Origin of the sequence: Streptomyces sp. NPDC014727 (assembly GCF_043083485.1) — a bacterium.
Lineage (GTDB): Bacteria > Actinomycetota > Actinomycetes > Streptomycetales > Streptomycetaceae > Streptomyces.
Window position 1 is genome coordinate 230,714 of sequence record NZ_JBIBYR010000006.1, and the last position, 23,228, is coordinate 253,941.

Annotated in this window: 23 protein-coding genes and 1 other RNA gene; 5 read left to right on the top strand and 19 right to left on the bottom strand. The window is 70.2% G+C overall.

All coding sequences use genetic code 11. From position 1 onward, the window contains the following. Nucleotides 1–4 precede the first annotated feature (4 nt). The 5 genes from ACF1B9_RS13015 to ACF1B9_RS13035 all read right to left on the bottom strand — a co-directional run bounded on the left by ACF1B9_RS13015 (nt 5) and on the right by ACF1B9_RS13035 (nt 4,267). Nucleotides 5–838, bottom strand: a complete 834-nt coding sequence (locus ACF1B9_RS13015; protein WP_391744076.1) for a carbohydrate ABC transporter permease — start codon at nt 836–838, stop codon at nt 5–7. Nucleotides 839–849: 11 nt separating this feature from the next. Then, nucleotides 850–1,824, bottom strand: a complete 975-nt coding sequence (locus tag ACF1B9_RS13020) for a carbohydrate ABC transporter permease (protein ID WP_391795906.1) — start codon at nt 1,822–1,824, stop codon at nt 850–852. A 2-nt stretch (nt 1,825–1,826) separates the two neighbouring features. Beyond that, a complete protein-coding gene (locus ACF1B9_RS13025; RefSeq protein WP_391743962.1) occupies nt 1,827–3,131 on the bottom strand; it encodes an extracellular solute-binding protein in 1,305 nt (434 codons plus the stop codon). A gap of 212 nt (nt 3,132–3,343) precedes the next feature. Further along, nucleotides 3,344–3,637: a DUF3039 domain-containing protein gene (locus ACF1B9_RS13030; protein WP_072484142.1), complete on the bottom strand. Its 294-nt coding sequence runs from the start codon at nt 3,635–3,637 to the stop codon at nt 3,344–3,346. 30 nt (nt 3,638–3,667) lie between these two features. After that, nucleotides 3,668–4,267, bottom strand: coding sequence for a YqgE/AlgH family protein (locus ACF1B9_RS13035; protein ID WP_391743961.1), 600 nt, complete (start codon nt 4,265–4,267; stop codon nt 3,668–3,670). 276 nt (nt 4,268–4,543) lie between these two features. On the opposite strand from ACF1B9_RS13035, the gene murA reads away from it, so the two are divergent. Beyond that, the gene (murA, locus tag ACF1B9_RS13040) at nt 4,544–5,884 is read left to right on the top strand and encodes a UDP-N-acetylglucosamine 1-carboxyvinyltransferase (protein WP_391743959.1); all 1,341 of its coding nucleotides are present in this window, start codon (nt 4,544–4,546) and stop codon (nt 5,882–5,884) included. A gap of 195 nt (nt 5,885–6,079) precedes the next feature. On the opposite strand, the gene ACF1B9_RS13045 is transcribed toward murA, so the two are convergent. The 4 genes from ACF1B9_RS13045 to ACF1B9_RS13060 form a co-directional block, all read right to left on the bottom strand. Continuing rightward, a complete protein-coding gene (locus ACF1B9_RS13045) occupies nt 6,080–6,361 on the bottom strand; it encodes an HU family DNA-binding protein (RefSeq protein ID WP_003968811.1) in 282 nt (93 codons plus the stop codon). Nucleotides 6,362–6,751: 390 nt separating this feature from the next. Further along, nucleotides 6,752–8,188: an NAD-dependent malic enzyme gene (locus tag ACF1B9_RS13050; protein WP_391743958.1), complete on the bottom strand. Its 1,437-nt coding sequence runs from the start codon at nt 8,186–8,188 to the stop codon at nt 6,752–6,754. Between the two features lie 515 nt (nt 8,189–8,703). Then, nucleotides 8,704–11,145, bottom strand: coding sequence for a HelD family protein (locus ACF1B9_RS13055; protein WP_391743957.1), 2,442 nt, complete (start codon nt 11,143–11,145; stop codon nt 8,704–8,706). Nucleotides 11,146–11,248: 103 nt separating this feature from the next. After that, nucleotides 11,249–11,971, bottom strand: coding sequence for a CGNR zinc finger domain-containing protein (locus tag ACF1B9_RS13060; RefSeq protein ID WP_391743956.1), 723 nt, complete (start codon nt 11,969–11,971; stop codon nt 11,249–11,251). 121 nt (nt 11,972–12,092) lie between these two features. Here ACF1B9_RS13060 and ACF1B9_RS13065 point away from each other — a divergent pair, with 121 nt between their 5' ends. Continuing rightward, a complete protein-coding gene (locus ACF1B9_RS13065; RefSeq protein ID WP_391743954.1) occupies nt 12,093–12,647 on the top strand; it encodes a GNAT family N-acetyltransferase in 555 nt (184 codons plus the stop codon). A gap of 102 nt (nt 12,648–12,749) precedes the next feature. On the opposite strand, the gene ACF1B9_RS13070 is transcribed toward ACF1B9_RS13065, so the two are convergent. Together ACF1B9_RS13070 and ACF1B9_RS13075 are read right to left on the bottom strand one after the other, a co-directional pair. Then, nucleotides 12,750–13,316, bottom strand: coding sequence for a GNAT family N-acetyltransferase (locus ACF1B9_RS13070; RefSeq protein ID WP_391743953.1), 567 nt, complete (start codon nt 13,314–13,316; stop codon nt 12,750–12,752). A gap of 31 nt (nt 13,317–13,347) precedes the next feature. Further along, nucleotides 13,348–13,722 carry a DUF4259 domain-containing protein gene (locus ACF1B9_RS13075; protein WP_391743952.1) on the bottom strand — a complete coding sequence of 125 codons (375 nt, stop codon included), beginning with the start codon at nt 13,720–13,722 and terminating at the stop codon, nt 13,348–13,350. A gap of 217 nt (nt 13,723–13,939) precedes the next feature. Between ACF1B9_RS13075 and ACF1B9_RS13080 the strand changes: the two genes are divergently transcribed. Beyond that, complete coding sequence (locus ACF1B9_RS13080) at nt 13,940–14,518, top strand: DUF1772 domain-containing protein (RefSeq protein WP_391743951.1); 579 nt, start codon at nt 13,940–13,942, stop codon at nt 14,516–14,518. Here ACF1B9_RS13080 and ACF1B9_RS13085 read toward each other — a convergent pair. Together ACF1B9_RS13085 and ACF1B9_RS13090 are read right to left on the bottom strand one after the other, a co-directional pair. Then, nucleotides 14,467–15,609 (bottom strand): uroporphyrinogen-III synthase, encoded by a 1,143-nt coding sequence (locus ACF1B9_RS13085; protein WP_391744073.1) that lies wholly within the window; start codon nt 15,607–15,609, stop codon nt 14,467–14,469. The genes ACF1B9_RS13080 and ACF1B9_RS13085 overlap by 52 nt on opposite strands. A gap of 249 nt (nt 15,610–15,858) precedes the next feature. After that, on the bottom strand, nt 15,859–16,860 hold the full coding sequence (locus ACF1B9_RS13090) for a LysR family transcriptional regulator (protein ID WP_391743950.1): 1,002 nt from the start codon (nt 16,858–16,860) through the stop codon (nt 15,859–15,861). Nucleotides 16,861–16,943: 83 nt separating this feature from the next. Here ACF1B9_RS13090 and ACF1B9_RS13095 point away from each other — a divergent pair, with 83 nt between their 5' ends. Then, entirely contained in the window at nt 16,944–18,203 is a 1,260-nt protein-coding gene (locus tag ACF1B9_RS13095; RefSeq protein WP_391743949.1) for an MFS transporter, read from the top strand. A 78-nt stretch (nt 18,204–18,281) separates the two neighbouring features. Here ACF1B9_RS13095 and ssrA read toward each other — a convergent pair. The 5 genes from ssrA to ftsE all read right to left on the bottom strand — a co-directional run bounded on the left by ssrA (nt 18,282) and on the right by ftsE (nt 22,162). Beyond that, nucleotides 18,282–18,651: a transfer-messenger RNA gene (ssrA, locus tag ACF1B9_RS13100) on the bottom strand. A 119-nt stretch (nt 18,652–18,770) separates the two neighbouring features. Continuing rightward, a complete protein-coding gene (gene smpB / locus ACF1B9_RS13105; protein WP_351073540.1) occupies nt 18,771–19,259 on the bottom strand; it encodes an SsrA-binding protein SmpB in 489 nt (162 codons plus the stop codon). A gap of 18 nt (nt 19,260–19,277) precedes the next feature. Then, nucleotides 19,278–20,465 (bottom strand): S41 family peptidase, encoded by a 1,188-nt coding sequence (locus ACF1B9_RS13110; RefSeq protein ID WP_391743947.1) that lies wholly within the window; start codon nt 20,463–20,465, stop codon nt 19,278–19,280. Nucleotides 20,466–20,531: 66 nt separating this feature from the next. After that, nucleotides 20,532–21,449 (bottom strand): permease-like cell division protein FtsX, encoded by a 918-nt coding sequence (gene ftsX / locus ACF1B9_RS13115; RefSeq protein WP_376223121.1) that lies wholly within the window; start codon nt 21,447–21,449, stop codon nt 20,532–20,534. Between the two features lie 23 nt (nt 21,450–21,472). Beyond that, nucleotides 21,473–22,162: a cell division ATP-binding protein FtsE gene (ftsE, locus tag ACF1B9_RS13120; protein ID WP_024489199.1), complete on the bottom strand. Its 690-nt coding sequence runs from the start codon at nt 22,160–22,162 to the stop codon at nt 21,473–21,475. A gap of 269 nt (nt 22,163–22,431) precedes the next feature. On the opposite strand from ftsE, the gene ACF1B9_RS13125 reads away from it, so the two are divergent. Beyond that, a complete protein-coding gene (locus tag ACF1B9_RS13125) occupies nt 22,432–22,632 on the top strand; it encodes a hypothetical protein (protein WP_391743946.1) in 201 nt (66 codons plus the stop codon). A 112-nt stretch (nt 22,633–22,744) separates the two neighbouring features. Here ACF1B9_RS13125 and ACF1B9_RS13130 read toward each other — a convergent pair. After that, nucleotides 22,745–23,228, bottom strand: a 484-nt coding sequence (locus tag ACF1B9_RS13130) for an LPXTG cell wall anchor domain-containing protein (RefSeq protein WP_391795907.1), incomplete at its 5' end; no start/stop codon positions are given.

The window sequence follows — 23,228 nt, forward strand, 5'->3', positions numbered from 1 at the left end:
GGCGTCAGTCCTTTACCGCTCCGCCGAGTCCCGAGACCAGGCGGCGCTGTACGAGTACGAAGAAGACCAGCACGGGAATGGTCATCACCGTCGAGGCTGCCATGATCCCTCCCCAGTCGTTCTCATCGGGTTTGAAGAAGACCAGCAGCGCCATCGGGAGCGTCGACTGGGAAGTGTCGCTGATGATGAACGACTTCGCGAACAGAAAGTCGTTCCAGGTCGAGATGAACGAGAAGACACTGGTCGCCACCAGACCCGGGAAGACCAGCGGGAAGAGGATCTGCCACAGGAAGCGGGCACGGCTGGCGCCGTCGATCCAGGCGGCCTCCTCCAGCGCGTCCGGGACGGCCTTGACGAAGCCGCGCAGCATCCAGATCGCGAACGGCAGCGAGAAGGCGAGGTGCGGCAGGATGAGCGAGCCGAGCGTGTTCAGCTGGCCGAAGTCCCGCATCAGGAAGAACAGCGGGATGGTCAGTGCCTCGACCGGCACCATCTGCGCGACCAGGAACATGATCAGCAGCGTGGTGCGGAAGCGGAATCTGAACCGGGTCACGGCCGTCGCCGCCAGGAAGGCGATCAGCGCGGAGGCGATGACGACCGTCCCGGCGACGATCAGGCTGTTGAGGAAGTACCGCCCGAAGTCGTGCTGTTCGAAGACCCGGCGGAACGAGTCCAGGGACGGTGACAGCGTCCATGGGCGGGGATCGGTGGACTGGATCTCGCCGGCCGGTTTGAGGGCGGAGAGCACCATCCAGTACAGCGGGAAGGCGACCGCGGCGGCGATCAGGAGGGCCGCGGCCTCGGCGGCCGGCCGGCCCGGCCGGCGGATGCTCAGCATGCTCCGTGCGCTCACAGTTCCTCCCCCTGGCGGCGCGTCAGTCGCAGGTGGACGAGCGTGACGGCCAGCAGGATCACCAGCATCACGACGCCGATCGCCGAGCCGAGGCTGTACTGCGAGGACGCGAACGCCTTCTGGTACGCGTACACGTTGAGCACCAGGTTCTGGCCGGCGATACCGCCGCCGTTGGTCATGACATAGATCTGGGTGAAGACCTTGAAGTCCCAGATGATCGACTGGATGGTGACGACGACGAGAATCGGCCGCAGCATCGGGGCCATGACCGAGCGCCAGATCCGCCACTGCGAGGCGCCGTCCAGTGCGGCCGCTTCGAGCACCTCGGCGGGGATGGCCCGGATGCCCGCGTACACGGTCACCATCACGAACGGGAACGAACACCACAACACTTCGAGGAGCACCAGGGCGAAGGCGCTGTAGCGCCCGTACGTCCAGGAGAAGTCGCCGAGCCCCAGCACCCGGTTGACCGGGCCGAAGTCCGGGTCGAAGAGAAACACCCAGACGGTGGAACCGGTGATCGCGGGGGTCGCCCAGGCGCCGAGCGCGGCCAGCATCAGCGCGAGCCGCGGCACGGCCCGGATCCGGGTCAGCAGGACGGCGAGCGCGCAGCCGACCAGCAAAGTGGCCAGCACGCAGGCGGCGGCGAAGACCACGGTCGCCAGGAGCACCTGCCAGAACTGGCCGTCCCCGAAGAGCGTCGCGTAGTTCCCGAACCCCTGGAAGGTGGCCGGTTCACCACCGCTGACCTGGGCCTGGGTGTATTCCAGGAAGGAGATCAGGCCGAGTTGGTAGATCGGGTAGACGAGCAGCCCGCCGAGGAGCACGAGCGCGGGCAGGAGGTAGAGCCAGGGGGTCCAGCCGGAGCGGCGTGCGGACGGGGCGGGGCGGCGGCGCCGGGGCGGGCGGGCGGAGGTCCCGCCCGCCCCGGACGTACTGGGCGCTTTGTACGCCGTACTGTTCGCGGTCATCGTCAGCCCGCGTCGGCGAACGCGGCGTCCATCTTCTTCGCCGCGTCGTCCGAGGCCTTCGCCACGTCCTTGCGGCCGCTGACGATCTCCTGGAACATCGTCGGCAGGACCAGCGAGGAGTCGATCTGACCCCAGCCCGGCGAGGCCGGGACGAACTTCGCGCCCGCGCCGAGCGTCTTGACGAACGGCTCGACGAACGGCTGCTTCTTCGCGACCGTCGCCCGCACGTCCGTGTAGGTCGGCAGGAAGCCCATCGCGTCGAACATCTTCGCCTGGGTCTGCTTGCCGGTCAGGGACTTCATCAGGTCCACGGCGAGGCTGCGGTGCGAACTGCTCTTCAGCACACCGATGTTGTTCCCGCCCGCGAACGCCGGGGCGATGGAGCCCTCCGTGACACCCGGCAGCGGCACCACCGCGTACGCACCCTTCACCGAGCCCGCCTCGACGGCCGCGTGGCTGAAGTCGCCGCCGATCGCCATGGCGGCCTTGCCGGAGGCGAACGCGGTGACGGTGGCGTTGCCTCCCATGGAGGCGCACTTGGCGGCCGGGCAGTTGTCGTCACCGAAGAGCGAGGTGTACGCCTCGATGCCCTTGCGGGCCTTGTCGCTGTTGATGGCCGCCTTGTACGTGCCGCCGTTGTCGTCGGCCAGCTCACCGCCATTGGCCCAGATGAACGGCATCGCGCCGTACGTGTACGCGCCGCCGACCGCCAGTCCGTACAGACCCGGCTTCTTCTTGTGGATCTTCTTCGCGGTGGAGATCAGCTCGGCCTGGGACTTGGGAGCCTCGATCCCCAAGTCCTCGAAGATGTCCGTGCGGTAGTACAGCGCGCGGACGCCGACGAAGAACGGGGCTCCGTAGATCTTGCCGCCGACCGTGACGGACTGCTCGGCGGTCGGGTCGGTGTCCTTGGCCTCGTCCCAGGCGGCGAACTCCGCACCGACGTCGGCGAGTCCGCCGTCCTTGACGTATCCGGCGGTGTCCGTGTTGCCGTACTCGATGAGGTCCGGGGCGCTCTTCGGATCGTTGAACGCCGCCTTGATCCGCTGGGCGCGGGTCTCGACCGGTATGTACTCGACCTCGACCTTCGCGCCCTTGTGCGCCTTCTCGAAATCGGCGACCGCCGCGTCGACGACCCGCTCCTTGGGCTTGTTGCCGACCTCCTGGAACAGCCAGACGCGCAGCGTGCCGGTCTTCTCGTCCCCCTTCGCTCCGGTGTCGGAGGTCTGCGGCGCACAGGCGGTGGCGGTGAGACCCGCCAGCACAAGCGCCGCGGCCGGGGCGGCAATTCGGGCAGACAGCTTCATCCGGAACCCCTACCGGTAGGCGTTGCAGCATGCGCAACGCTCGTTTCGTTCTGCACAACTGGCAGGAGAGTAGGGGCGCGTGCGGACGCCGACAAGTGGTCTCAACCACTCTGTGACCCGGGGGAGCAGCCCGTGCAACGCAAAGGGCCCCCGGGGTGCGCGTCAACGCGCACCCCGGGGGCCCGAAGCAGTGGCGGCCGAACGGCCCAGGACTACTTCTTGTCCTTGCCGCCCTTGCCCTTGTCCTTGTCGCCACCGGCGCCCATGGACTCGTAGATCTCCTTGCACATGGGACAGACCGGATACTTCTTGGGGTCGCGCCCCGGTACCCAGACCTTCCCGCACAGTGCGACCACGGGGGTGCCCTCCAGGGCACTCGCCATGATCTTGTCCTTCTGGACGTAATGGGCGTAGCGCTCGTGGTCGCCGTCGCCGTTCGACACCTGTGGCGTCGGCTCTACGAGGGTCCCCGTACCTGCCCCGCGCTCGGGCTCAAGAGTGCTCATAACCGCCAAGGGTACTTAAAGCCCGGAGCTTCAGTTCAGCGACGGGTCGTCCGGGTAGGTGGCGATCATCGCCAGTTCGCTGCGCTGGCGGCGCAGGACCGCCCGCCAGAGGTGTTCCGGGCGCGGGGAGGAGACGTCTCCGGGCTCGGACTCGACGACGTACCAGGCCCCCTCGGTCAGCTCCGTCTCCAGCTGCCCGGGACCCCAGCCGGCGTATCCGGCGAAGATGCGCAGCGAGCCGAGCGCCGCGGCCAGCAGCTCCGGCGGCGCCTCCAGGTCGACCAGGCCGATCGCCCCGTACACCCGGCGGAAGCCCAGGGGATCCCCGCCGTTCGGGCGGGGACGGGAACCCGGCGAGGAGCCCTCGTCGCCGGGGATGACCGCCACCCCGAGCGCCGAGTCGAGCGAGACCGGGCCGCCCTGGAACACGACGTCCGGCTCGCCCGTCAGACCGGCCCAGGACGTGAGGATGTCACCGACGCCGACCGGGGTCGGGCGGTTCAGGACCACGCCGAGCGAGCCCTCCTCGTCGTGGTCGAGGAGCAGCACCACCGCGCGGTCGAAATTCGGGTCCGCGAGCGCGGGTGTGGCCACGAGCAGTCGCCCTGTGAGCGAGGACACCTCGGTCATGGCAGAAATGATCCCGCATCTTCACCCCTCGCGGGGGCCAAGCGGGCCGCCGGGTCGCCGAACGGGCCCGAGCGCAGCTCAGGGCGCATGGATGCACGGAGAGCGCACAGCCCCGGGGGCATTGCGGACGGTAACCCTCCGCAAGAGTGGGGGAGCAGAGCGTGTTGTGGCGGATTCATGACGTTCGTACACCCCCCGACCTCTTACGGAAGGGGGTACGCGGGCCATTACCCTTTCGTTTGGCCCCCTGCCCGACCACTCCGGAACGCGAGATTCATGACCGGCACAGACGATGTCCTGCTTGTCCACGGCGGAACCCCGCTGGAGGGCGAGATCCGCGTCAGAGGCGCCAAGAACCTGGTGCCGAAGGCAATGGTCGCCGCGCTGCTCGGCAGCGGGCCCAGCCGGCTGCGCAATGTGCCCGACATCCGCGACGTGCGGGTGGTGCGGGGACTGTTGCAGTTGCACGGTGTGACGGTCCGGCCGGGTGACGAACCGGGCGAACTGGTCCTTGACCCGACCCATGTCGAGAGCGCCAACGTCGCCGACATCGATGCCCACGCGGGCTCGTCGCGCATCCCGATCCTGTTCTGCGGCCCGCTGCTGCACCGACTGGGCCACGCGTTCATCCCGGGGCTCGGCGGCTGCGACATCGGCGGTCGGCCGATCGACTTCCACTTCGACGTGCTGCGCCGGTTCGGCGCGACCATCGAGAAGCGCGCGGACGGCCAGTACCTGGAGGCCCCGCAGCGACTGCGGGGCACGAAGATCCGGCTGCCGTACCCGTCGGTGGGATCCACCGAGCAGGTGCTGCTGACGGCCGTGCTCGCCGAGGGCGTCACCGAACTGTCCAACGCGGCCGTGGAGCCCGAGATCGAGGACCTCATCTGCGTCCTGCAGAAGATGGGCGCGATCATCTCGATGGACACCGACCGGACGATCCGGATCACCGGTGTCGACCGGCTGGACGGCTATACGCACCGCGCGATCCCGGACCGCCTGGAGGCGGCCTCCTGGGCGTCCGCGGCGCTGGCCACCGAGGGCAACATCTACGTACGGGGCGCACAGCAGCGCTCGATGATGACGTTCCTGAACACCTTCCGCCGGGTCGGCGGCGCGTTCGAGATCGACGACGAGGGCATCCGTTTCTGGCACCCGGGCAGCGCGCTGAACGCCATCGCCCTGGAGACGGACGTGCACCCCGGCTTCCAGACCGACTGGCAGCAGCCGCTGGTCGTGGCCCTGACCCAGGCCTCGGGCCTGTCCATCGTCCATGAGACGGTGTACGAGTCCCGGCTCGGCTTCACCTCGGCGCTCAACCAGATGGGCGCGCACATCCAGCTCTACCGCGAGTGCCTGGGCGGCTCCGACTGCCGCTTCGGCCAGCGCAACTTCCTGCACTCCGCGGTCGTGTCCGGGCCGACGAGACTGCAGGGCGCGGATCTGGTCATCCCGGACCTGCGCGGCGGTTTCTCGTACCTGATCGCCGCGCTGGCGGCGCAGGGGACCTCGCGGGTGCACGGCATCGATCTGATCAACCGCGGCTATGAGAACTTCATGGAGAAGCTGGAGAAGCTGGGCGCGAAGGTGGAGCTGCCCGGCGGGGCGCTGGTCTGAGACCCGGCGGCCGACGGCTGCTGACGGGGGTTCGGGGCGCTGCCCCGGGCCCCCGTTTCCCGTTCCCGGAGGGTCCGGGTTCGTCCCTCCGGGTCCACGTTGGCGGCAGAGGCCCGGAAAGGGCCCTCTCGGGCCGGTACACGGAAGGGCGGTCACCCTGGTCGGGTGACCGCCCTTCGTCGCGCCTGTGGGGGCTTACTTGCCCTTGGCGGCTTCCTTGAGCTTGGAGCCCGCGGAGACCTTCACGCTGTAGCCGGCCGGGATGTTGATCGGGTCGCCGGTCTGCGGGTTACGAGCGGTGCGAGCGGCACGGTGGGTGCGCTCGAAGGTCAGGAAGCCGGGGATGGTGACCTTCTCGTCGCCCTTGGCGACGATCTCACCGACGGTCTCGGCGAGCGCGGCCAGCACGGCGTCGGCGTCCTTGCGAGTCACCTCGGCGCGGTCGGCCAGGGCGGCCACCAGCTCACTGCGGTTCATGTTGTTACTCCCGTGTTCTTCTTGCCTGTGAGGCGTGAGATCGAAGCCGATGCTGCCAGGGCCCTCGGACAGTCCCCGGACCCGGGTCTGTCGTCAGACCCTCGCGCCCGATTACGCATCCTGCCCCCACCTGCGGCGGGAAAGCCAATCCGGCACCCTCCGGAGTCACACGAAAAGCACCACTGCCTCGTCGTGGTGACGTTCCGTCGACTCCCCGAAAGCGGTCCGCAGCGGATGCGGGGCTCTGCGGGACGCGCCGCCCGCCCACCCTAAAGGGGCGTTTGGGGCGCCGCGACCCGCGACGCGCCGTACGCGGGGCCGACGTGGGGTGCCGCGGCCGTGGCCGGACGCCGGCAGGGGCCGCGGCGGGTTCCGCGAAGGGGGTCGGCGTCAGCCGAGCTCCCCCGCGCCCGTCACGGTACCGCCCGCCGCCTTCGCGGCGTCCCGGACGGCACCGGCGACCGCTCCGGCGACCTTGTCGTTGAAGACCGACGGGATGATGTAGTTCGCGTTGACCTCGTCCTCCGCGACGACGTCGGCGAGGGCACCCGCGGCGGCGAGCATCATCTCGGTGTTGACGGTACGGGACTGGGCGTCCAGCAGACCGCGGAAGACACCCGGGAAGACCAGCACGTTGTTGATCTGGTTCGGGAAGTCGGAGCGGCCGGTGGCGACAACTGCCGCCGTCTGGCGAGCGATTGCCGGATCCACCTCGGGGTCGGGGTTCGCGAGCGCGAACACGATCGCGCCGTCGGCCATGGCGGCGACATCGGTGCCGTCCAGGACGTTCGGGGCGGAGACACCGATGAAGACGTCGGCGCCCACGACGGCCTGCTTGAGGGTGCCCGTGACGGACTCGGGGTTGGTGTTGTCGGCGATCCAGCGCAGCGGCGAATCGGCGTGGGCGGAGACCAGGTCCTCGCGGCCGGCGTGCACCACACCGTGAATGTCGGCGACGACGGCGTGCTTGACGCCGGCGGCGATGAGGAGCTTCAGGATGGCCGTACCGGCCGCTCCGGCGCCGGACATGACGACACGTACGTCCCCGATTCCCTTGCCCACCACGCGCAGTGCGTTGGTCAGCGCGGCCAGGACCACGATCGCGGTGCCGTGCTGGTCGTCGTGGAAGACGGGGATGTCCAGGGCCTCGCGCAGCCGCGCCTCGATCTCGAAGCAGCGGGGTGCGGAGATGTCCTCCAGGTTGATGCCCGCGAAGCCGGGGGCCATCGCCTTCACGATCTCGACGATGGCGTCGGTGTCCTGGGTGTCCAGGCAGATCGGCCAGGCGTCGATGCCGGCGAAGCGCTTGAAGAGGGCCGCCTTGCCCTCCATCACCGGGAGGGCGGCCATCGGGCCGATGTTGCCGAGGCCGAGCACCGCGGAACCGTCCGTCACAACTGCGACGGAGTTGCGCTTGATGGTGAGGCGGCGGGCATCCTCGGGATTCTCGGCGATCGCCATGCAGACCCGGGCCACACCCGGGGTGTAGATCATCGAGAGGTCGTCACGGTTGCGGATGGGGTGCTTGGACGCCATCTCGATCTTGCCGCCGAGGTGCATCAGGAACGTACGGTCGGAAACCTTCCCCAGCACGACGCCCTCGATGCCGCGCAGGTTCTCGACGATCTCGTCCGCGTGCGCGGTCGAGGTGGCGGCGATGGTGACGTCGATCCGCAGCTTCTCGTGGCCGGAGGCGGTCACGTCGAGGCCGGTGACCGAACCGCCGGAGGACTCCACGGCCGTGGTGAGCTGGGAGACCGCTGTGCCGCTCGCGGGCACCTCCAGCCTGACCGTCATCGAGTACGAGACGCTGGGCGCCGTTGCCATGGCCGAGTCCTTCGCTTTCCTTAGCTTCTTTGCCGCGCGGCCGGGGCGCTTGCCTCGGACACGCTCCCCGATCGTCGCACCTACTGGCCGGTAGCCGGTAATGACTGCCACTGTTCGGAAAGTAGTTTCCACCATACGAGATATGACCGCTTCAGCGGAACCCCCCATCACTTCCGGCCCGACCGCCTCCATGGCCCCGGCCAGGTCCGTAAACAAGAACAGACCCGCGCCACCGGAAGGTGACGCGGGTCTGTCTTCTTGGTCGAGCGGCACCGACCCGCCATGCTCGCCTCGCGGCAAGTGGTCGCTCGAAGCGACGAAGGTTGGGCCCGGGGGCTTGGATCGAGCCGGTGCCGACACCAGGCTAACAAAGACCCCGCAGAAGTGATTCCTGGAGTACGGGTCGATTCGGAAATCCGCTCGCCCGGCGGTGCCCGCGCCCGCTCGCCCAGTCTCTCAGCAGGTGCGGGACGACGCCGTCGCCCAGTCCCTCAGCGGGTCCGGGGCCGCCCTCGTCAGTCCCTCAGCAGGTCCGGGACACCGGCCTCGTCCGGCAGGTCCCGCTTCCCTGAGACCACCGTGAGCTGCTGCGTCGCACGCGTCAGCGCCACGTACAGCACCCGCAGGCCGGCCGGGGACTCGTCCGCGATCTCCGCGGGTGAGACGACCACCGTGGCGTCGTACTCCAGGCCCTTCGCCTCCAGGCTGCCCAGCGCCACCACCCGCTCGCCGAGCTCGGCGAGCCAGTCGCGGGCCTGGGCCCGGCGGTTCATCGCGACGACCACACCCACTGTGCCGTCCACCTCGGCCAGCAGCCGCCGTGCCTCCTCGCGCACCGAGGCGGCCAGATCGCCGTCCCGTACGGTCTCGAAGCGCGGCTTCACGCCCGTGGAGCGGACCGCGGCCGGTGACTCCATGCCGGGCATCGCCAGCTCCAGGACCTTCGAGGCCAGCTCGGCGATCTCCGCCGGGTTGCGGTAGTTGACCGTGAGGGTGAAACGCCGGCGCGGGCGGTTGCCGAGCGCCTCGTCGCGCGCGCGGGCGGCCTCGTCCGGATCGGACCAGGAGGACTGCGCCGGGTCTCCGACGATCGTCCAGGTGGCGTGCCGGCCGCGGCGGCCGACCATGCGCCACTGCATGGGCGTGAGGTCCTGCGCCTCGTCGACGATGACGTGCGCGTACTCCGTACGCTCCGCGGCCAGCCGCTCGGCCCGCTCACGCTGGGTCTCCTCGCGCTGCGGCATCAGCTCCTCCAGACCGGAGAGCTGGTCCAGCGGGTCGAGGTCGCGCTTCTTCTTCGGCCGGTGCGGGGTGCCCAGCAGCGTCTGCAGCTCGTCGAGGATGGCGACGTCGTGCACGGAGAGCGGTCCGTTCCCCTCGCTGTCGAGCCGCTTCAGCGAGCGGGCGAAGCGGCGCACCTCACCCTGGTTGAGGACCCGGCGCGCCCAGCGGCCGAGCCGCTTCTCGTCCGCCATCGCGGCGAGCACCCCGCGCGGGGTGAGTTCGGGCCACCAGGCGTTCAGGAAGTCGAGGAAGGGGGTCTCGGTGGAGACGTCCTCGTCGAAGGAGGAGCGCAGCTCCGCGGCCAGTTCCGGGTCGGTGTAGCGGCCCCGGCCGGAGGACTTGTTCCAGAGGGCGTCCAGGAGCATTCTGCGGGCGCGCGGACGCAACAGGTTGACCGGAGCGGTGCCGCCGAGCACGGACTGCCGGATGCGGTGCAGTTCGTCCGCGTTCAGCTCGACACGGGCGCCGAACGCGACGACCCGCAGCCGGGTCGGGGTGCCCGGGGTCAGGTCGGTTCCGTCGATTCTGTCGGTTTCGTCGGTTTCGTCGGTTTCGTCGGTTTCGTCGGCTTCGTCGGCTTCGTCCCCGAAGGACAGCTGGCCGTCCTGCTCCGGGGCCCTACGAGGGGTGCCGGGCTGTTCCAGTGCCCCGCGTGCCGCCTTGCGCAGCAACTGGAGCATCCGGGAGGAGCCCTTGATCCGGGCGACGGCGGGTTCGTCGTACGTGGTGGCGCCCTCGACGCCGGCCGCCTCGTCGGAGAGCGAGCCGACCGCGCGGATCGCGACCTGCCCCTCCTCGCCCAGCGAGGGCAGCACACCCTCGGTGTACGCGACCAGGAGCGGGGTCGGTGAGACGACGAGGATGCCGCCCGCGTACCGCCGCCGGTCCTGGTAGAGGAGGTAGGCGGCACGGTGCAGGGCGACGGCGGTCTTGCCGGTGCCCGGACCGCCCGAGACCTCGGTGACGGAGGCGGCGGGTGCCCGGATCACCAGGTCCTGCTCCGCCTGGATGGAGGAGACGATGTCCCGCATCGTGTGGCTGCGGGCCTGGCCGAGCGCCGCCATCAGGGCGCCGTCGCCGATGACGGGAAGCTTGTCGCCGCCCAGGTACGCGGTCAGCTCGGGGCGCATCAGGTCGTCCTCGACCCCGAGAACCCTGCGGCCCTTGGAACGGATGACCCTGCGGCGCACCACCCGGCCCGGTTCCTTCGGCGTCGACCGGTAGAACGGCGCGGCGGCCGGTGCGCGCCAGTCGATGACCAGCGGCGCGTAGTCGGAGTCGAGGACGCCGATGCGGCCGATGTGCAGCGTCTCGGCGATGTCGGCGGAATTGTCCTCGCGTACGGCGTCGTCGGCCGGCTCGACGGAGGTGTACGCGCCGTCCGGGCCGCGTTCGCCGTCCTTGCCGAGCAGCAGGTCGATCCTTCCGAAGAGGAAGTCCTCGAACTCGCTGTTCAGCCGGTTGAGGTGGATTCCGGCCCGGAACACCTGGGCGTCGCGCTCCGCGAGCGCGCCCGGGGTACCGACCTGGCCGCGCTTGACGGCGTCGTCCATGAGAAATTCCGCCTCGTGGATCTTCTCTTCGAGACGGTCGTAGACACGGTCGAGATGTTCCTGCTCGACACCGATTTCCCGGTCCCGCAACGAATCGACAGCGGCATCCTGCGCGGCCACCGAGGCCCCCTTCTGACGTGCATTGGGCAGCCGTCAACCTTATGCGAAGGGGGGCCCGCCGCGCACCTGCCGCGCGTATCGAAATGACTCGCGGGGGTTTCGATCAGGCATCGGCCCCCACGTCCGGCACCACAGGAGTGCCGGCCTCCGTGCCCGCGTCCCCGGCCGTGCCCGCGTCCCCGGCCGTACCCGCGTCCCTCGACCCGCCCGTGCCCCCGGACGCACCCGCGTCCATGAGCGCCACCGCGGCCGCTCTGCGCCGGTGGCGGGCCACCCGCTCCCGGTTTCCGCACACCTCGCTGGAGCACCAACGTCGTCGGCGGCCCCGTGAGGTGTCCAGGTAGAGCCGACGGCAGTTGTCGCCCTCGCAGCGGCGCAGTCCGGCTCGGGCCGCCGGGTCGGTCAACAGCTCCACGGCGTCGCGGGCCACGGCGGCCAGCAGCGCCCCGCATTCGGGATCGGTGCTCAGAGCCCGTACCAGCGTGCCGCTCCCGCCACGTACGGCCCGCAGTCCCGGAGGGGCGGCTGCGGCGAGCGCGTTGACCCGTGCCAGGGCGCTCTCGGCTCTGCGGCCGGCGAGCTCGGCGGTCAGCAGGTGCTCCACGCCGGCCCTCAACTGCCGGAAGCGCACCACCCAGGTGTCGTCCACCGCGCCGAGGTGGGTGCCGCTCGGCACGAGGCCGGCGGCCACCAGCCAGTCGGCGAGCCGTTCGGCGCCGTCGAGCAGTTCGCAGGCGCCGGAGGTGCCGATCCCTGTCGCCACCAGGTCCAGGCAGGGGCGCCCGGAGTCGAACCGCCAGTCGTACGAGCTCTTGCCCGCCGCCATGCGTAGGTCACCGCCTCGGGGTCTCCGATCGGGGTCTCCCCCAGGGTGCCCCTCGGGCGTCCACCCCGGAACCCCTGCCGCCACACGGGTCCGCGCCGACGGGGGCCCGTACGGTGTCCCGATGGACAACGACCCCCGTACCGCCGCTCCGGAGGCCGGGCCGCTCCTGCTCCGGCCTTGGCTGCCCGAGGACATGACGGCCCTGATCGAGGCGTACCGCGATCCCACGATGCGCGCCATGCTGCGTGTGCTGGTCACGGACGAGGCGGAGGCACGGCGCTGGCTGCGGGTGCAGCAGGAGGGCCGGGAATCCGGCAGCCGCTTCAGTTTCGCGGTGATCGATCGCGATCTCGACGACGAGCTGGTCGGCAATGTGGCGCTCAAGTACCCCGCACCGGGCTCCGCCGGCGCGGAGGTCGGCTACTGGACGGCGGCACGGGCGCGCGGCCGCGGGGTCGCCCCGCGAGCGCTCGGGGCGCTCACCGACTGGGCGTTCGAGGCGTTCGGCGGGGACGGGCTCGTGCGGCTGGAACTGTTCCACCAGATGGACAACGACGCGTCCTGCCGGGTCGCGGAGAAGAGCGGTTACGGCTTCGCGGAGGTCGTCCCCGCGCGTCCGCCGTGGCCGCGGGACGGACACCGGCATGTGCGGCTGCGCACCGGGCACGTCCGGTAGCCGTTCCGTCCCGTCGCCGGGCGGGATCCCTCCACTCCTCGCCCGCCCGTTGGGGGCGTGCCGGTCCGGGATCACCGGCGTCGGCCGGTCCGCCCGGGGCCGTCACCCCGTCAGCGACGGACCGTCGTGCAGAATCCGCTGGAACAGCCTGTGGTCACGCCACTCGCCGTTGATGTGCAGATAGCGCGGGGCCATGCCGTACTGCTCGAAGCCGCACTTGGCGAGCACCCGCTGTGAGGCCTCGTTGTCCAGCACCGTCCCGGCCTCGACCCGGTGCAGCCGCAGATCGTCCCTGGCCACCTCGCAGACCCGCTCCACGGCGGCCGTGGCCAGGCCGCGGCCCGCGTGCTCGACATCGACCCAGTAACCGAGAACTCCGCTGTGGAACGGCCCGAGCACGATGCCGGTGAGGTTGAACCCGCCCACCGCGCGGCCCTGTTCGTCGGCGAGCACCCACGGCATCGCCCGCCCCGCGTCACGGTCCGCGAGCATTCCGGCCAGCCGTTCCCGCTGTCCCTGCTCGGTGTAGAAGGCGTCGGGCCGCACGGGCTCCCAGCGGCTCATGTACGCGCGGCTGCGGGTCAGGGACACGGCGAGGGAGGCGGCGTCGGCCGGGGTGGCGGGACGGAGCCGTATGTCCGCGTCGAGCCGGTGTATGTCGTCGATCATCCCGTCACGCTATCCCGGCCTCATCACGCCGTCACGCCTGTTCCTGCGCGGCCAGGTCCGCCAGACGGTCGAAGGTGCGGATCAGCTCCGTCCGTCTCTTCTCCTTGTAATCCGGTCGGGGTTCGAGACCGTCGATGGTCCGTTCCCACACGTCCATGAAGGTCTTCTTCCAGCCCTCGACCACCGCCGCCCCCGGCACCGTGGCACCGACGTAGTGCTGCTCGGCGATCAGACACAGCAGCTCGACGTCGCACGGCACGGCGACGCCCCAGTACTCGTCGGGCTCCAGGCCGACCGGGTCACCGGCCATGGCCTCCTCGATCTCCGAGACGAGCCGCCCGATGATGTCCGACAGATGATCCGCCGCCGTGTCGTCGTCGAAATTCCCGCTGCCCCAGGTACCCACAGGGCCCCCTCCGGTCGTCGTTCCGTGCCTGCGACCGTTCTAGCAAGCCGCACTGACAACGGCCGGGGTCCGCCCGGCAGACCCCACCGGCGGCAACGGGCGCCGCGCGAGCGGCGTGCGAGCGGCGTGCGAGCGGCGTGCGCTCCTGGACGCCCGCGTATGGAGCTGCGCGCCTGAGCGATGGAGCGGGACCGTCCTCGCCACTTCACTGGGAGACATGACAACCACTCGGCCCATGCGTCCCTCCCACGCCCCGCAGCACCTCGTACTCGGCGGTGCCGCCGTCGCCACCGGACTGGTCGCGGGCACGTTCTACGTGTTCTCCTGCGCGGTCATGCCGGCCCTCGGGCGCAGCGACGACCGGACCTTCATCGAGGTCATGCAGAACATCAACGACGTCATCGAGAACCCGGTCTTCTTCGCCGGATTCTTCGGGGCGCTGATCCTGACGGCGGTCGCCGCCTGGCAGCAGCGCCGGTCCCCCGGCCCGCGCCTGTGGGTCTTCGCCGCCCTCGCCGTGTACGCCGGCGCCTTCCTGCTCACCTCGGGCGTCAATGTCCCGCTGAACAACGCCCTCGCGCACGCCGGGAATCCGGCGCGGATCGCCGACCCCGCTGCCGTGCGCGAGAGATTCGAGGGTGCCTGGGTGGCCTGGAACGCCGTCCGGGCCGTTCTGTGCACCGCTGCTCTCGCCCTGCTCCTTCGTGCCCTGTTCCTGACGGCTCGCAGGCATCCGCGAGGTTCTCAGGAATCCGCGTACTCGCTGTCCCCCACCGGGTCCAGCGCCAGCCGGTAGCCGCGTTTGACGACCGTCTGGATGAGCCGGGGCTCGCCCAGCGCCAGACGCAGCCTCGCCATGGCCGTCTCCACCGAGTGTTCGTCGGTGCCGCTGCCGGGCAGTGCGCGCAGCAGATCGGCGCGGGCCACCACCCAGCCCGGCCGGCGGGCCAGGGCATGGAGCAGGGCCATTCCGGCGGGCGGCACCGGGCGCGGTTCGCCGTCGACGATCACGGCGTGACCGCGGATCTCGACCTGATGTCCCGCAACCGGCAACGCGCTTACTCGGGCGGGGAGTTCATGGCACAGCAGCTGAACCAGCGGCGCCAGCCGGAAGCGCTCCGGCTGGACGGTGCCGATCCCGCGGGCCCGCAGCGGAACGGCGGTGACCGGTCCGACGCAGGCCACGAGAACGTCGTCCCGCAGCGCACCCAGAAGTTCCGGGAGCAGCCCGCGCTTCTCCGCCCGGCCGAGCAGCGAGGCGGCGGCGGGAGCGCTGGTGAAGGTGAGGGCGTCCAGGCCCCGGGCCAGGGTGATGTCGAGCATCCGGTCGAGCGGGGCGATGTCCTCGGGGTCCACCCAGCGGTAGACGGGTACGGGGACGACCTCGGCCCCGGCCGCGCGCAGGGGCTCGATGAAGCCGGGGAGGGGTTCGCCGTGCAGTTGGAGGGCGATGCGGCGGCCTGCCACCCCCTCGTCGAGGAGCCGGTCCAGCACCTCCGTCATGGACTCCGAGGCGGGGGACCACGCCTCGGTCAGCCCGGCGGCCCGGACGGCGCCCTTGACCTTGGGGCCGCGGGCCAGCAGTTCGGCGCCGCGCAGGGTCTCCAGCAGCCGGCTGCCGAGACCCCAGCCGTCGGCGGCCTCGATCCAGCCCCGGAAGCCGACCGCGGTGGTGGCGACGACCACATCGGGGGCGGAGCCGACGATGTGGTGGGTGGCGGCGAGGAGTTCGCCGTCGTCGGCGAGCGGCACGATCCGCAGGGCGGGCGCGTACACGACGGCCGCCCCCCGTCGCTCCAGCAGTGCGCCGAACTCCTCCGCGCGGCGTGCGGCGGTGACCCCGACGGTGAAGCCCGTGAGTGGCCCGTGCTGTTCGTCCTGGTGCATGTGGTCTACCCGGCTCTCGTCCCGCTGCTGCCCGATGATGCCGAGGGCCGAGCCTGCCAACGGTGCGTGACAGACCTGGTTCACCCGTATGTCCCGCCCGTTACGTCGCATGACATCGAACGGTCATGATCGCACCTCGCCCGCACCGCGACGCGGCCGAGCCGGGCTCGGCGGGTGCGGGCACCGGACAGGTGCGGCCCGGCGAAGGTATACCGTCCCTCCACCGCCCTCGGCGCCCGGGCCCCTCGATCAGGCGGTCGTCAGCATGAGCGACGCATCGATCTCGGGCAGCCAACTTCCCTCGGGACGCACCATCCAGCCCTCCTCGCAACCCAGTCGGGCCGCGGCTTCGCGCAGGGCGTCGAGGCCGGGGTGACGCAGCCCCTTGCGCCAGACCAGCAGGAGCGGGGAGATCGGTACGGGCCGGACCAGCGGACGCATCACGGTGCCCGGCAACGGCGGAAAGTCGACCATGCACAGCACCGGGTGCCCCGACTTGGCCGTGACCCGTTGGAACTCGGCCACACCGATCGCGAGCGGTACGGGTGGTGCCAGTTCGATGCCCCACTCGGCGAAGAGCAGCCGGGCGAGGTCCGTCCACTCCGTGGTGCGCGGGTTCCCGGCGCCCGCGTAGACGGTCTCACCGGCCAGGTCGTCCAGCGCGACGGCCTCGCGCGCGGCGAAAGGGTGATCGACGGGGAGCAGCACGGCCATCGGCTCGTACCGCACCGGCTGGACGCCGAGCCGGGACCGGACCGCGGGGTCGAGTCCGGCGGCCCGGCCGAAAGAGACATCGAGCCGACCGGCGAGGATCTCCCCGGCGGCCCAGGTGAGCCCGCTCTCGAAGCGCGCCATCAGCTCACACCCCGGAGCCAGTTCCCGCGCCCGGGCGAGGACCCGGGCGGCCGTCATGCCATCGGTGTTGAGGTCGACGAAGAGCGGCCGGGCAGCGGGGTCGGTGAAGGCCGCGGCAAGATCGGCGTGCGCCTCCAGCACTCGCCGGGCGTACGGGAGGAGCCGTTCGCCGTCGACGGTGAGGGAGACCTGCCGGGTGGTCCGTACGAACAGCTCCGCACCCAGTTCGCGTTCCAGTCGGCGGATGTCCCGGCTCAGCGCCTGCTGGGCGAGGTAGAGCCGGGCCGCGGCACGGGTGAAGTGCAGTTCCTCGGCCACGGCGACGAAGGCGCGGAGCAGCCGGGGGTCGGTATGGGGATGCGTCGGGGCGCCCCTATCGGCGGCGGAGGAAGCCATGGCGAGAATTTACAACACAAGTGCGTCAATCGGTACGGAGAAGGTGTTGGACCGCACGGGCCGTGCGCACCGAGGGTTGAGCCATGCCGTACGAGAGAACCCCGCCCGCCGCCCCGCTGCTCGCCGTCTCCGGAGATCTGCTGGTCATCGCCCCCCGTGCGACCGCCCCCGCCCGGCCCGCGTCCGCCAATCCCTACCGCAGGCTGCTCGCCACCCCGGGCGCGCGTGCGTTCACCGCGGGTAACCTTCTCGCCCGGGTGCCCATGGGCATGTTCAGCGTCAGCGCGGTGATCATGATCGCCGGTTCGCGCGGCTCCTACGCCCTGGCCGGTGCCGTCACCGCGACCGGTCTCGCCGCGACAGCGGTGGTCGCACCCTGGACGGCCCGGCTCGTCGACCGGTACGGGCAGGCCAGGGTCGCCGTGCCCGCCACCGCGATCGCCGCTCTCGGATCGATCGCCCTGCTGCTCTGTGTGCACTACGGCGCCCCGGTCTGGACGCTCTTCGTCTCCTACGCCGCGACCGCCACCACCCCCAACACCGGCGGGATGTCCCGTGCCCGCTGGGCCCATCTGCACCGCGGCGACCCGGCCGCCCTGCACACCGCGAACTCCTTCGAACAGGCCGTCGACGAACTCTGCTTCATGCTCGGCCCGGCCCTCGCCGCCCTGCTGTGCGCGGCACTCTTCCCGGAGGCCGGAACACTCGTGGGGGCGGTCCTGCTGATGACCGGCGTGCTGATCTTCGCCGCCCAGCGCGCCACCGAACCGCCGGTGGCGCCCCGTACCCACGCGGGTTCCCCGCTCGGTGCCTCCGGCATGCCGGCCCTGCTCGCCGCCTTCCTGGCCACCGGAGCGGTCTTCGGCGCGATGGAGGTCGTCACGATCGCCCACGCCGGGGGTGCGATCCTGGCCCTCCAGGCAGCCGGATCATGTGTGGCGGGGCTGTGGTACGGATCACTTCGCCCGGCCGCGGACATCCGGCGCCGGCTGCTGGGCTGCCTGGCGGGCATGACGGCGCTGATGTCCCTGCCGCTGCTCGCCGCCTCCTCGACCGATTCGCTGCTCGCCCTCGCCGGCGCACTGCTGCTGGGCGGTGCCGCTACCGCCCCCACCATGGTCACCGGGATGACGCTGGTACAACGCCTCACTCCCGAGGGCCAGTTGAACGAGGGCATGACCCTTGCCGTGACCGCACTGCTGGGCGGGATCGCCGTGGGATCGGCGACCGGCGGCTGGATGGTGGAGCACACGGGGCAGGTGACCGGTTATGCCGTACCGATGTGCGCGGCGGGACTGGCGCTGATCGTCGCGGGGGCCGGGGTCCGTGCCCCCCGGAACTGACGCCGGGCGGCCGAACTCCGGGCACAAGAACGAGGACCCCGTTGCCGGTGGGCAACGGGGTCCTCGTTCACATGGGAATTGTGGAGATGGCGGGAATCGAACCCGCGTCCAACGGTGCAGAATCAGGGCTTCTCCGTGTGCAGTTCGCTGCGATTTTCTCGGCCCCGGAGATCACGCGAACAAGTCTCCGACGGGCTCAGTCACTGTTTGATTTCCTTCCAGGCCCCGTGACCGGGTCTAAAAGTTTAGATCCCTTGATGATGCCAGGATCCGGGTCGGGATCACCCCCGGGCTGACACTTCGCAAGTCGCTACTTAGGCAGCGAGGGCGAAGGAATCGCGCTTGGTGTTGGCGATTATTGGTTGCGACATATGGTTTACGAGATCATTGCCGCTTCCTCGACACGCTTCCCCTGCTTCGACATCCGCTGTCGAAACCGATCATCCCCATGTTGTGTTTTCAATGTATGCACCCGCTGTGGAGTGCAGTGCCATCGTACGTGACCAACGCACGACGATGCCAGCCTATTCCTGCGAGCCGCTGCCGGCTCCGCACGCACGCTCCCGGCTACGCGCTGCGCTGGCGCCGGCGCGCTGCCGAGATCGCACGGTTGGTCTCCCGCAGGTCCTGCTTCTCGCGCAGGGTCTGCCGCTTGTCGTACTCCTTCTTGCCCTTGGCGAGCGCGATCTCGACCTTCACCCGGCCGTCCTTGAAGTACAGCGCGAGCGGCACGATCGTGTGCCCCGTCTCGCCGGACTTCGACTCCAGCTTGTCGATCTCCGCCCGGTGCATCAGCAGCTTGCGCTTCCGCTTGGCCGAGTGGTTGGTCCAGGTCCCCTGCACGTACTCCGGGACGTGGATGTTGTGCAGCCATGCCTCGCCGCCGTCGATCTGGACGAAGCCGTCCACGAGCGAGGCCCGCCCCAGCCGCAGCGATTTGACCTCGGTGCCCATGAGTACGAGACCGCACTCGTAGGTGTCGAGGATGTGGTAGTCGTGCCGCGCCTTCTTGTTCTGCGCGATGAGCTTGCGCCCCGTGTCCTTTTCCTTAGCCATAGTGCGGCCATTTTCGCACTACGACCCACCCCCGAGGCCACTCAATACTGTCTCGGCCCGCCGCTCGGCCCCGGAGCCGACCGCGAGGTCCGGTGTGATGCCGCGGCCGTCGACGCCGCGGCCCGCCGGGGTGCGGTAGTGGCCGACGGTCAGCTCGGCCACCGAACCGCCCGGGAGCTTGCTGGGCATCTGCACCGAACCCTTGCCGAAGGTGCGCGACCCGACGGTGACGGCGCGGCCCCGGTCCTGGAGCGCGCCGGTGAGGAGCTCGGCCGCGCTCATCGTGCCGCCGTCGACGAGGACGACGAGGGGGCGGACGGTGTCGCCGCCCGGCTGCGCATAGAGCGCGCGCTGCTCGCCGTGCACGTCGTACGTGGCGACCAGGCCGCCGTCCAGGAACGCGGAGGCGGCGGTGACGGCCTCGGTGACCAGACCGCCGGAGTTGCCTCGGAGATCGAGGAGCACCCCGGCGCGCGCCGGTGCGTCTTGGACCGCGTCGCGGACCTTCGCGCCCGAGCCCCTGGTGAACGAGTCGACCTCGATCAGTACAGCTGCGGAGGAATCGGAACGGCGCGGTCCGATCCGCCGCACGGTGACGGCCTCGGTGGTGAGTTCGGCCCGCCGCAAGGTCTCGGTCCGCAGCGCGCCACCCCGCTGGATCCCCAGGGCGACGGTGGAGCCGATGGCCGCCTCCGTACGGTCTCCGCGCAGCAGGGCGACGACCTCGGAGACGGGGCGCTTGTCGACCCGACGGCCGTCGACGGTACGGAGCAGGTCACCCGGCTCGATACCGGCCCGCTCGGCGGGGCCGCCGGGCTGGACCCGGGCCACCTCGACCAGTCCGTCGGCGGAGCGCTTGGCGGAGATCCCGACGCCGGTGTACGAACCGTCGAGGGCCTGCTCGAACTCCTCGTACTGCCGCTCGTCGTAGACCGCGCCCCAGCGGTCGCCGCTGCGGCTGACGGCTTCCTCGGCCGCCTTCTTGCCGGACTTGCCGTCGGCCACGGCCCGCGCGGCGGCGGCGGCCACCTCGTCGCCGTCGAGGGTGGCGGCGACGGAACGGGTCACCGGCTCCGAGGACTTCGCACCACCGCGCGGCAGCGATCCGGTGGCCGCGGCGGTGGCCAGCACGCTCGCGAAGACCAAGGTCAGGGCCGCCCCGCGGCGCACACCGCGGGGCCCGAAACACTGCGTGGGACCCGACATGGCGTCGAGTCTAGGACAACGCCCTGCCGCGCACGGCCGGTTGACCGTGCGCCGCAGGGGCGCTTGTCACACCTTCAGGTACTTGCGGAGCGCGAAGAGAGCGGCAACGGCGGGCATCAGCAGACCGATCGCCAGGACCAGGGGCAGCTTGGTGAACACCGCGTCCCAGCCGATGAAGTCGATCAGATTGAGCTTGCTCTGCAGCGCCAGGCCACCGTCGATCAGGAAGTACCGGCCGGCCAGCAGCATCACGCAGGCGAGCACGCCGCCGAGGAGTCCGGCGAACGCGGCCTCCATGATGAACGGCATCTGGATGTAGAAGCCGGAGGCGCCGACGAGCCGCATGATGCCGGTTTCACGCCGTCGGCTGAACGCGGACACCCGCACGGTGTTGACGATCAGCATCAACGCGATGACCAGCATCAGCGCCATCACGAAGAGGGCGGCCACGTTCATGCCGTTCATCAGCTGGAAGAGGTTGTCCAGGATGGATCTCTGGTCCTGGACGGACTGCACCCCGTCGCGGCCGGCGAAGGCGGTGGCGACGACCTTGTACTTCTTCGGGTCGTGGAGCTTGACCCGGAACGACTCCTGCATCTGGTCCGGCGTGATGTTGCTCGCCATGGGCGAGTCGCCGAACTGCTGCTGGTAGTGCTTGTACGCCTGGTCGGCCGACTCGTACGTGACCGTCTGGACCGCGTCCATCTTGTGGAGATCGGCCTCGATCTCCTTCTTCTGCTCCGTGGTGACAGCACCCTTGGCGCACTTGGGCGTGGAGGTCACATCGCTCTTGCTGCAGAGGAAGATCGAGACGTTGACCTTGTCGTACCAGTAGTCCTTCATCGTGCTGACCTGCTCGCGCATGAGCAGCGCGCCGCCGAACAGGGCGAGCGAGAGGGCGACGGAGACGACGACGGCGAAGGTCATCGTGAGGTTGCGACGGAGGCCGACGCCGATCTCCGACAGGACGAACTGGGCGCGCATGGCGTCCTTTCAGTGCTCGATGCTCAGTGCTGGTAGCCGTAGACGCCGCGGGCCTGGTCGCGTACGAGACGGCCCTGCTCCAGCTCGATGACGCGCTTGCGCATCTGGTCGACGATGTTCTGGTCGTGGGTCGCCATGATCACGGTGGTACCGGTCCGGTTGATCCGGTCCAGCAGCTTCATGATGCCCACGGAGGTCTGCGGGTCGAGGTTGCCGGTCGGCTCGTCCGCGATCAGCAGCATGGGGCGGTTCACGAACGCTCGCGCGATCGCCACTCGCTGCTGCTCACCACCGGAGAGCTCGCCGGGCATCCGGTCCTCCTTGCCGCCGAGGCCGACCAGGTCGAGAACCTGTGGCACCGCCTTGCGGATCTCACCGCGCGGCTTGCCGATGACCTCCTGCGCGAAGGCCACGTTCTCCGCGACGGTCTTGTTGGGGAGGAGCCGGAAGTCCTGGAACACCGTGCCCAGCTGGCGGCGCATGTGCGGCACCTTCCAGTTGGACATGCGCGCGAGGTCCTTGCCCAGAACATGAACCATGCCCTGACTGGCGCGCTCTTCACGGAGGATGAGTCGCATGAAGGTGGACTTGCCGGAGCCGGAGGAGCCCACCAGGAAGACGAACTCGCCCTTCTCGATATCGAGAGACACATCCCGTAGAGCGGGACGGCTCTGCTTCGGGTAGGTCTTGGAGACGTTGTCGAATCGGATCACGGATGCACCACGGTCGGCCGGGAGTAGGTGTGCGTGACCATACGCGAAGCGGACTGAGGCGTGCAGGCGCGCGTCCGAGGATGGGCGTTTTATGGCGGAACAGCACTGATCGACAGCGCGGCCGAAGCACTACAGATCGGGCGATGTCCGGCGGGCCGCGCCGAAATCCGCGCGAGCTGGCACAGTGGGAGGGGGAACGGATGCGTTTCCATGAGCGTTGTGCGGAGTGAAGGCGTATGCGGCTCCGCCGCGCGGGAGGAGGAAAGCGCATGACCTATGACCGACTGGTGTGCGCAAACTGCGCGGCGCCCGTGAACGAGGGCCGTTGCCCCGTGTGCCGGGCCAGCCGTGAGCGGCTGCAGCAGGAACAAGGACAGGGAATCTTCGCGGGACTGAGCCCCGTGACGCTGGTGGCCCTGCTCGTGGTGCTGCTGGGGGCGCTGGCACTGCTGGCACACCAGGGCGTGTAGCACCGGACCGCGCAGTCGAGGCCGTCCGTCCGCCTGCGAAAGCGTGTACGTGTACGCGGAGGGGCCCGGGATGCCGACAGGCGTCCCGGGCCCCTCTGTGCGCACCTGGCCCTTAGGCGACCGTACGGCCGTTCATCAGGCGCGGCAGGATCCGGAAGCCGATGCCTCCGGCAATCATCGTCGCGGCGCCGACCAGCAGGAACGTGGTCTCGGCGGCACCGGTCTCGGCGAGCTCGTCCTTGCCCTTGCCCTGCTCGACCGGCTGGTTGCCCGCCGAGTCGGGGGTGGTGTTGTCCGCGCACTTCGCACCGTCGAGGTCGACGGTGCAGGTGTTGGCGTCGCCACCGGTGGTGCCGGAGGACGCGTTACCGGCGGTACCACCGTTGCCGGCGGTGCCGCCGTTGCCGGAGGTGCCGCCCTGGTGGCCCGCGCCACCCTGGTCACCGGCACCACCCTGGTCGCCCGCACCACCCTGGTCGCCCGCACCACCCTGGTCACCGGCACCACCCTGGTCGCCCGCACCACCCTGGTCACCGGCACCACCCTGGTCGCCCGCACCACCCTGGTCACCGGCACCACCCTGGTCGCCCGCACCC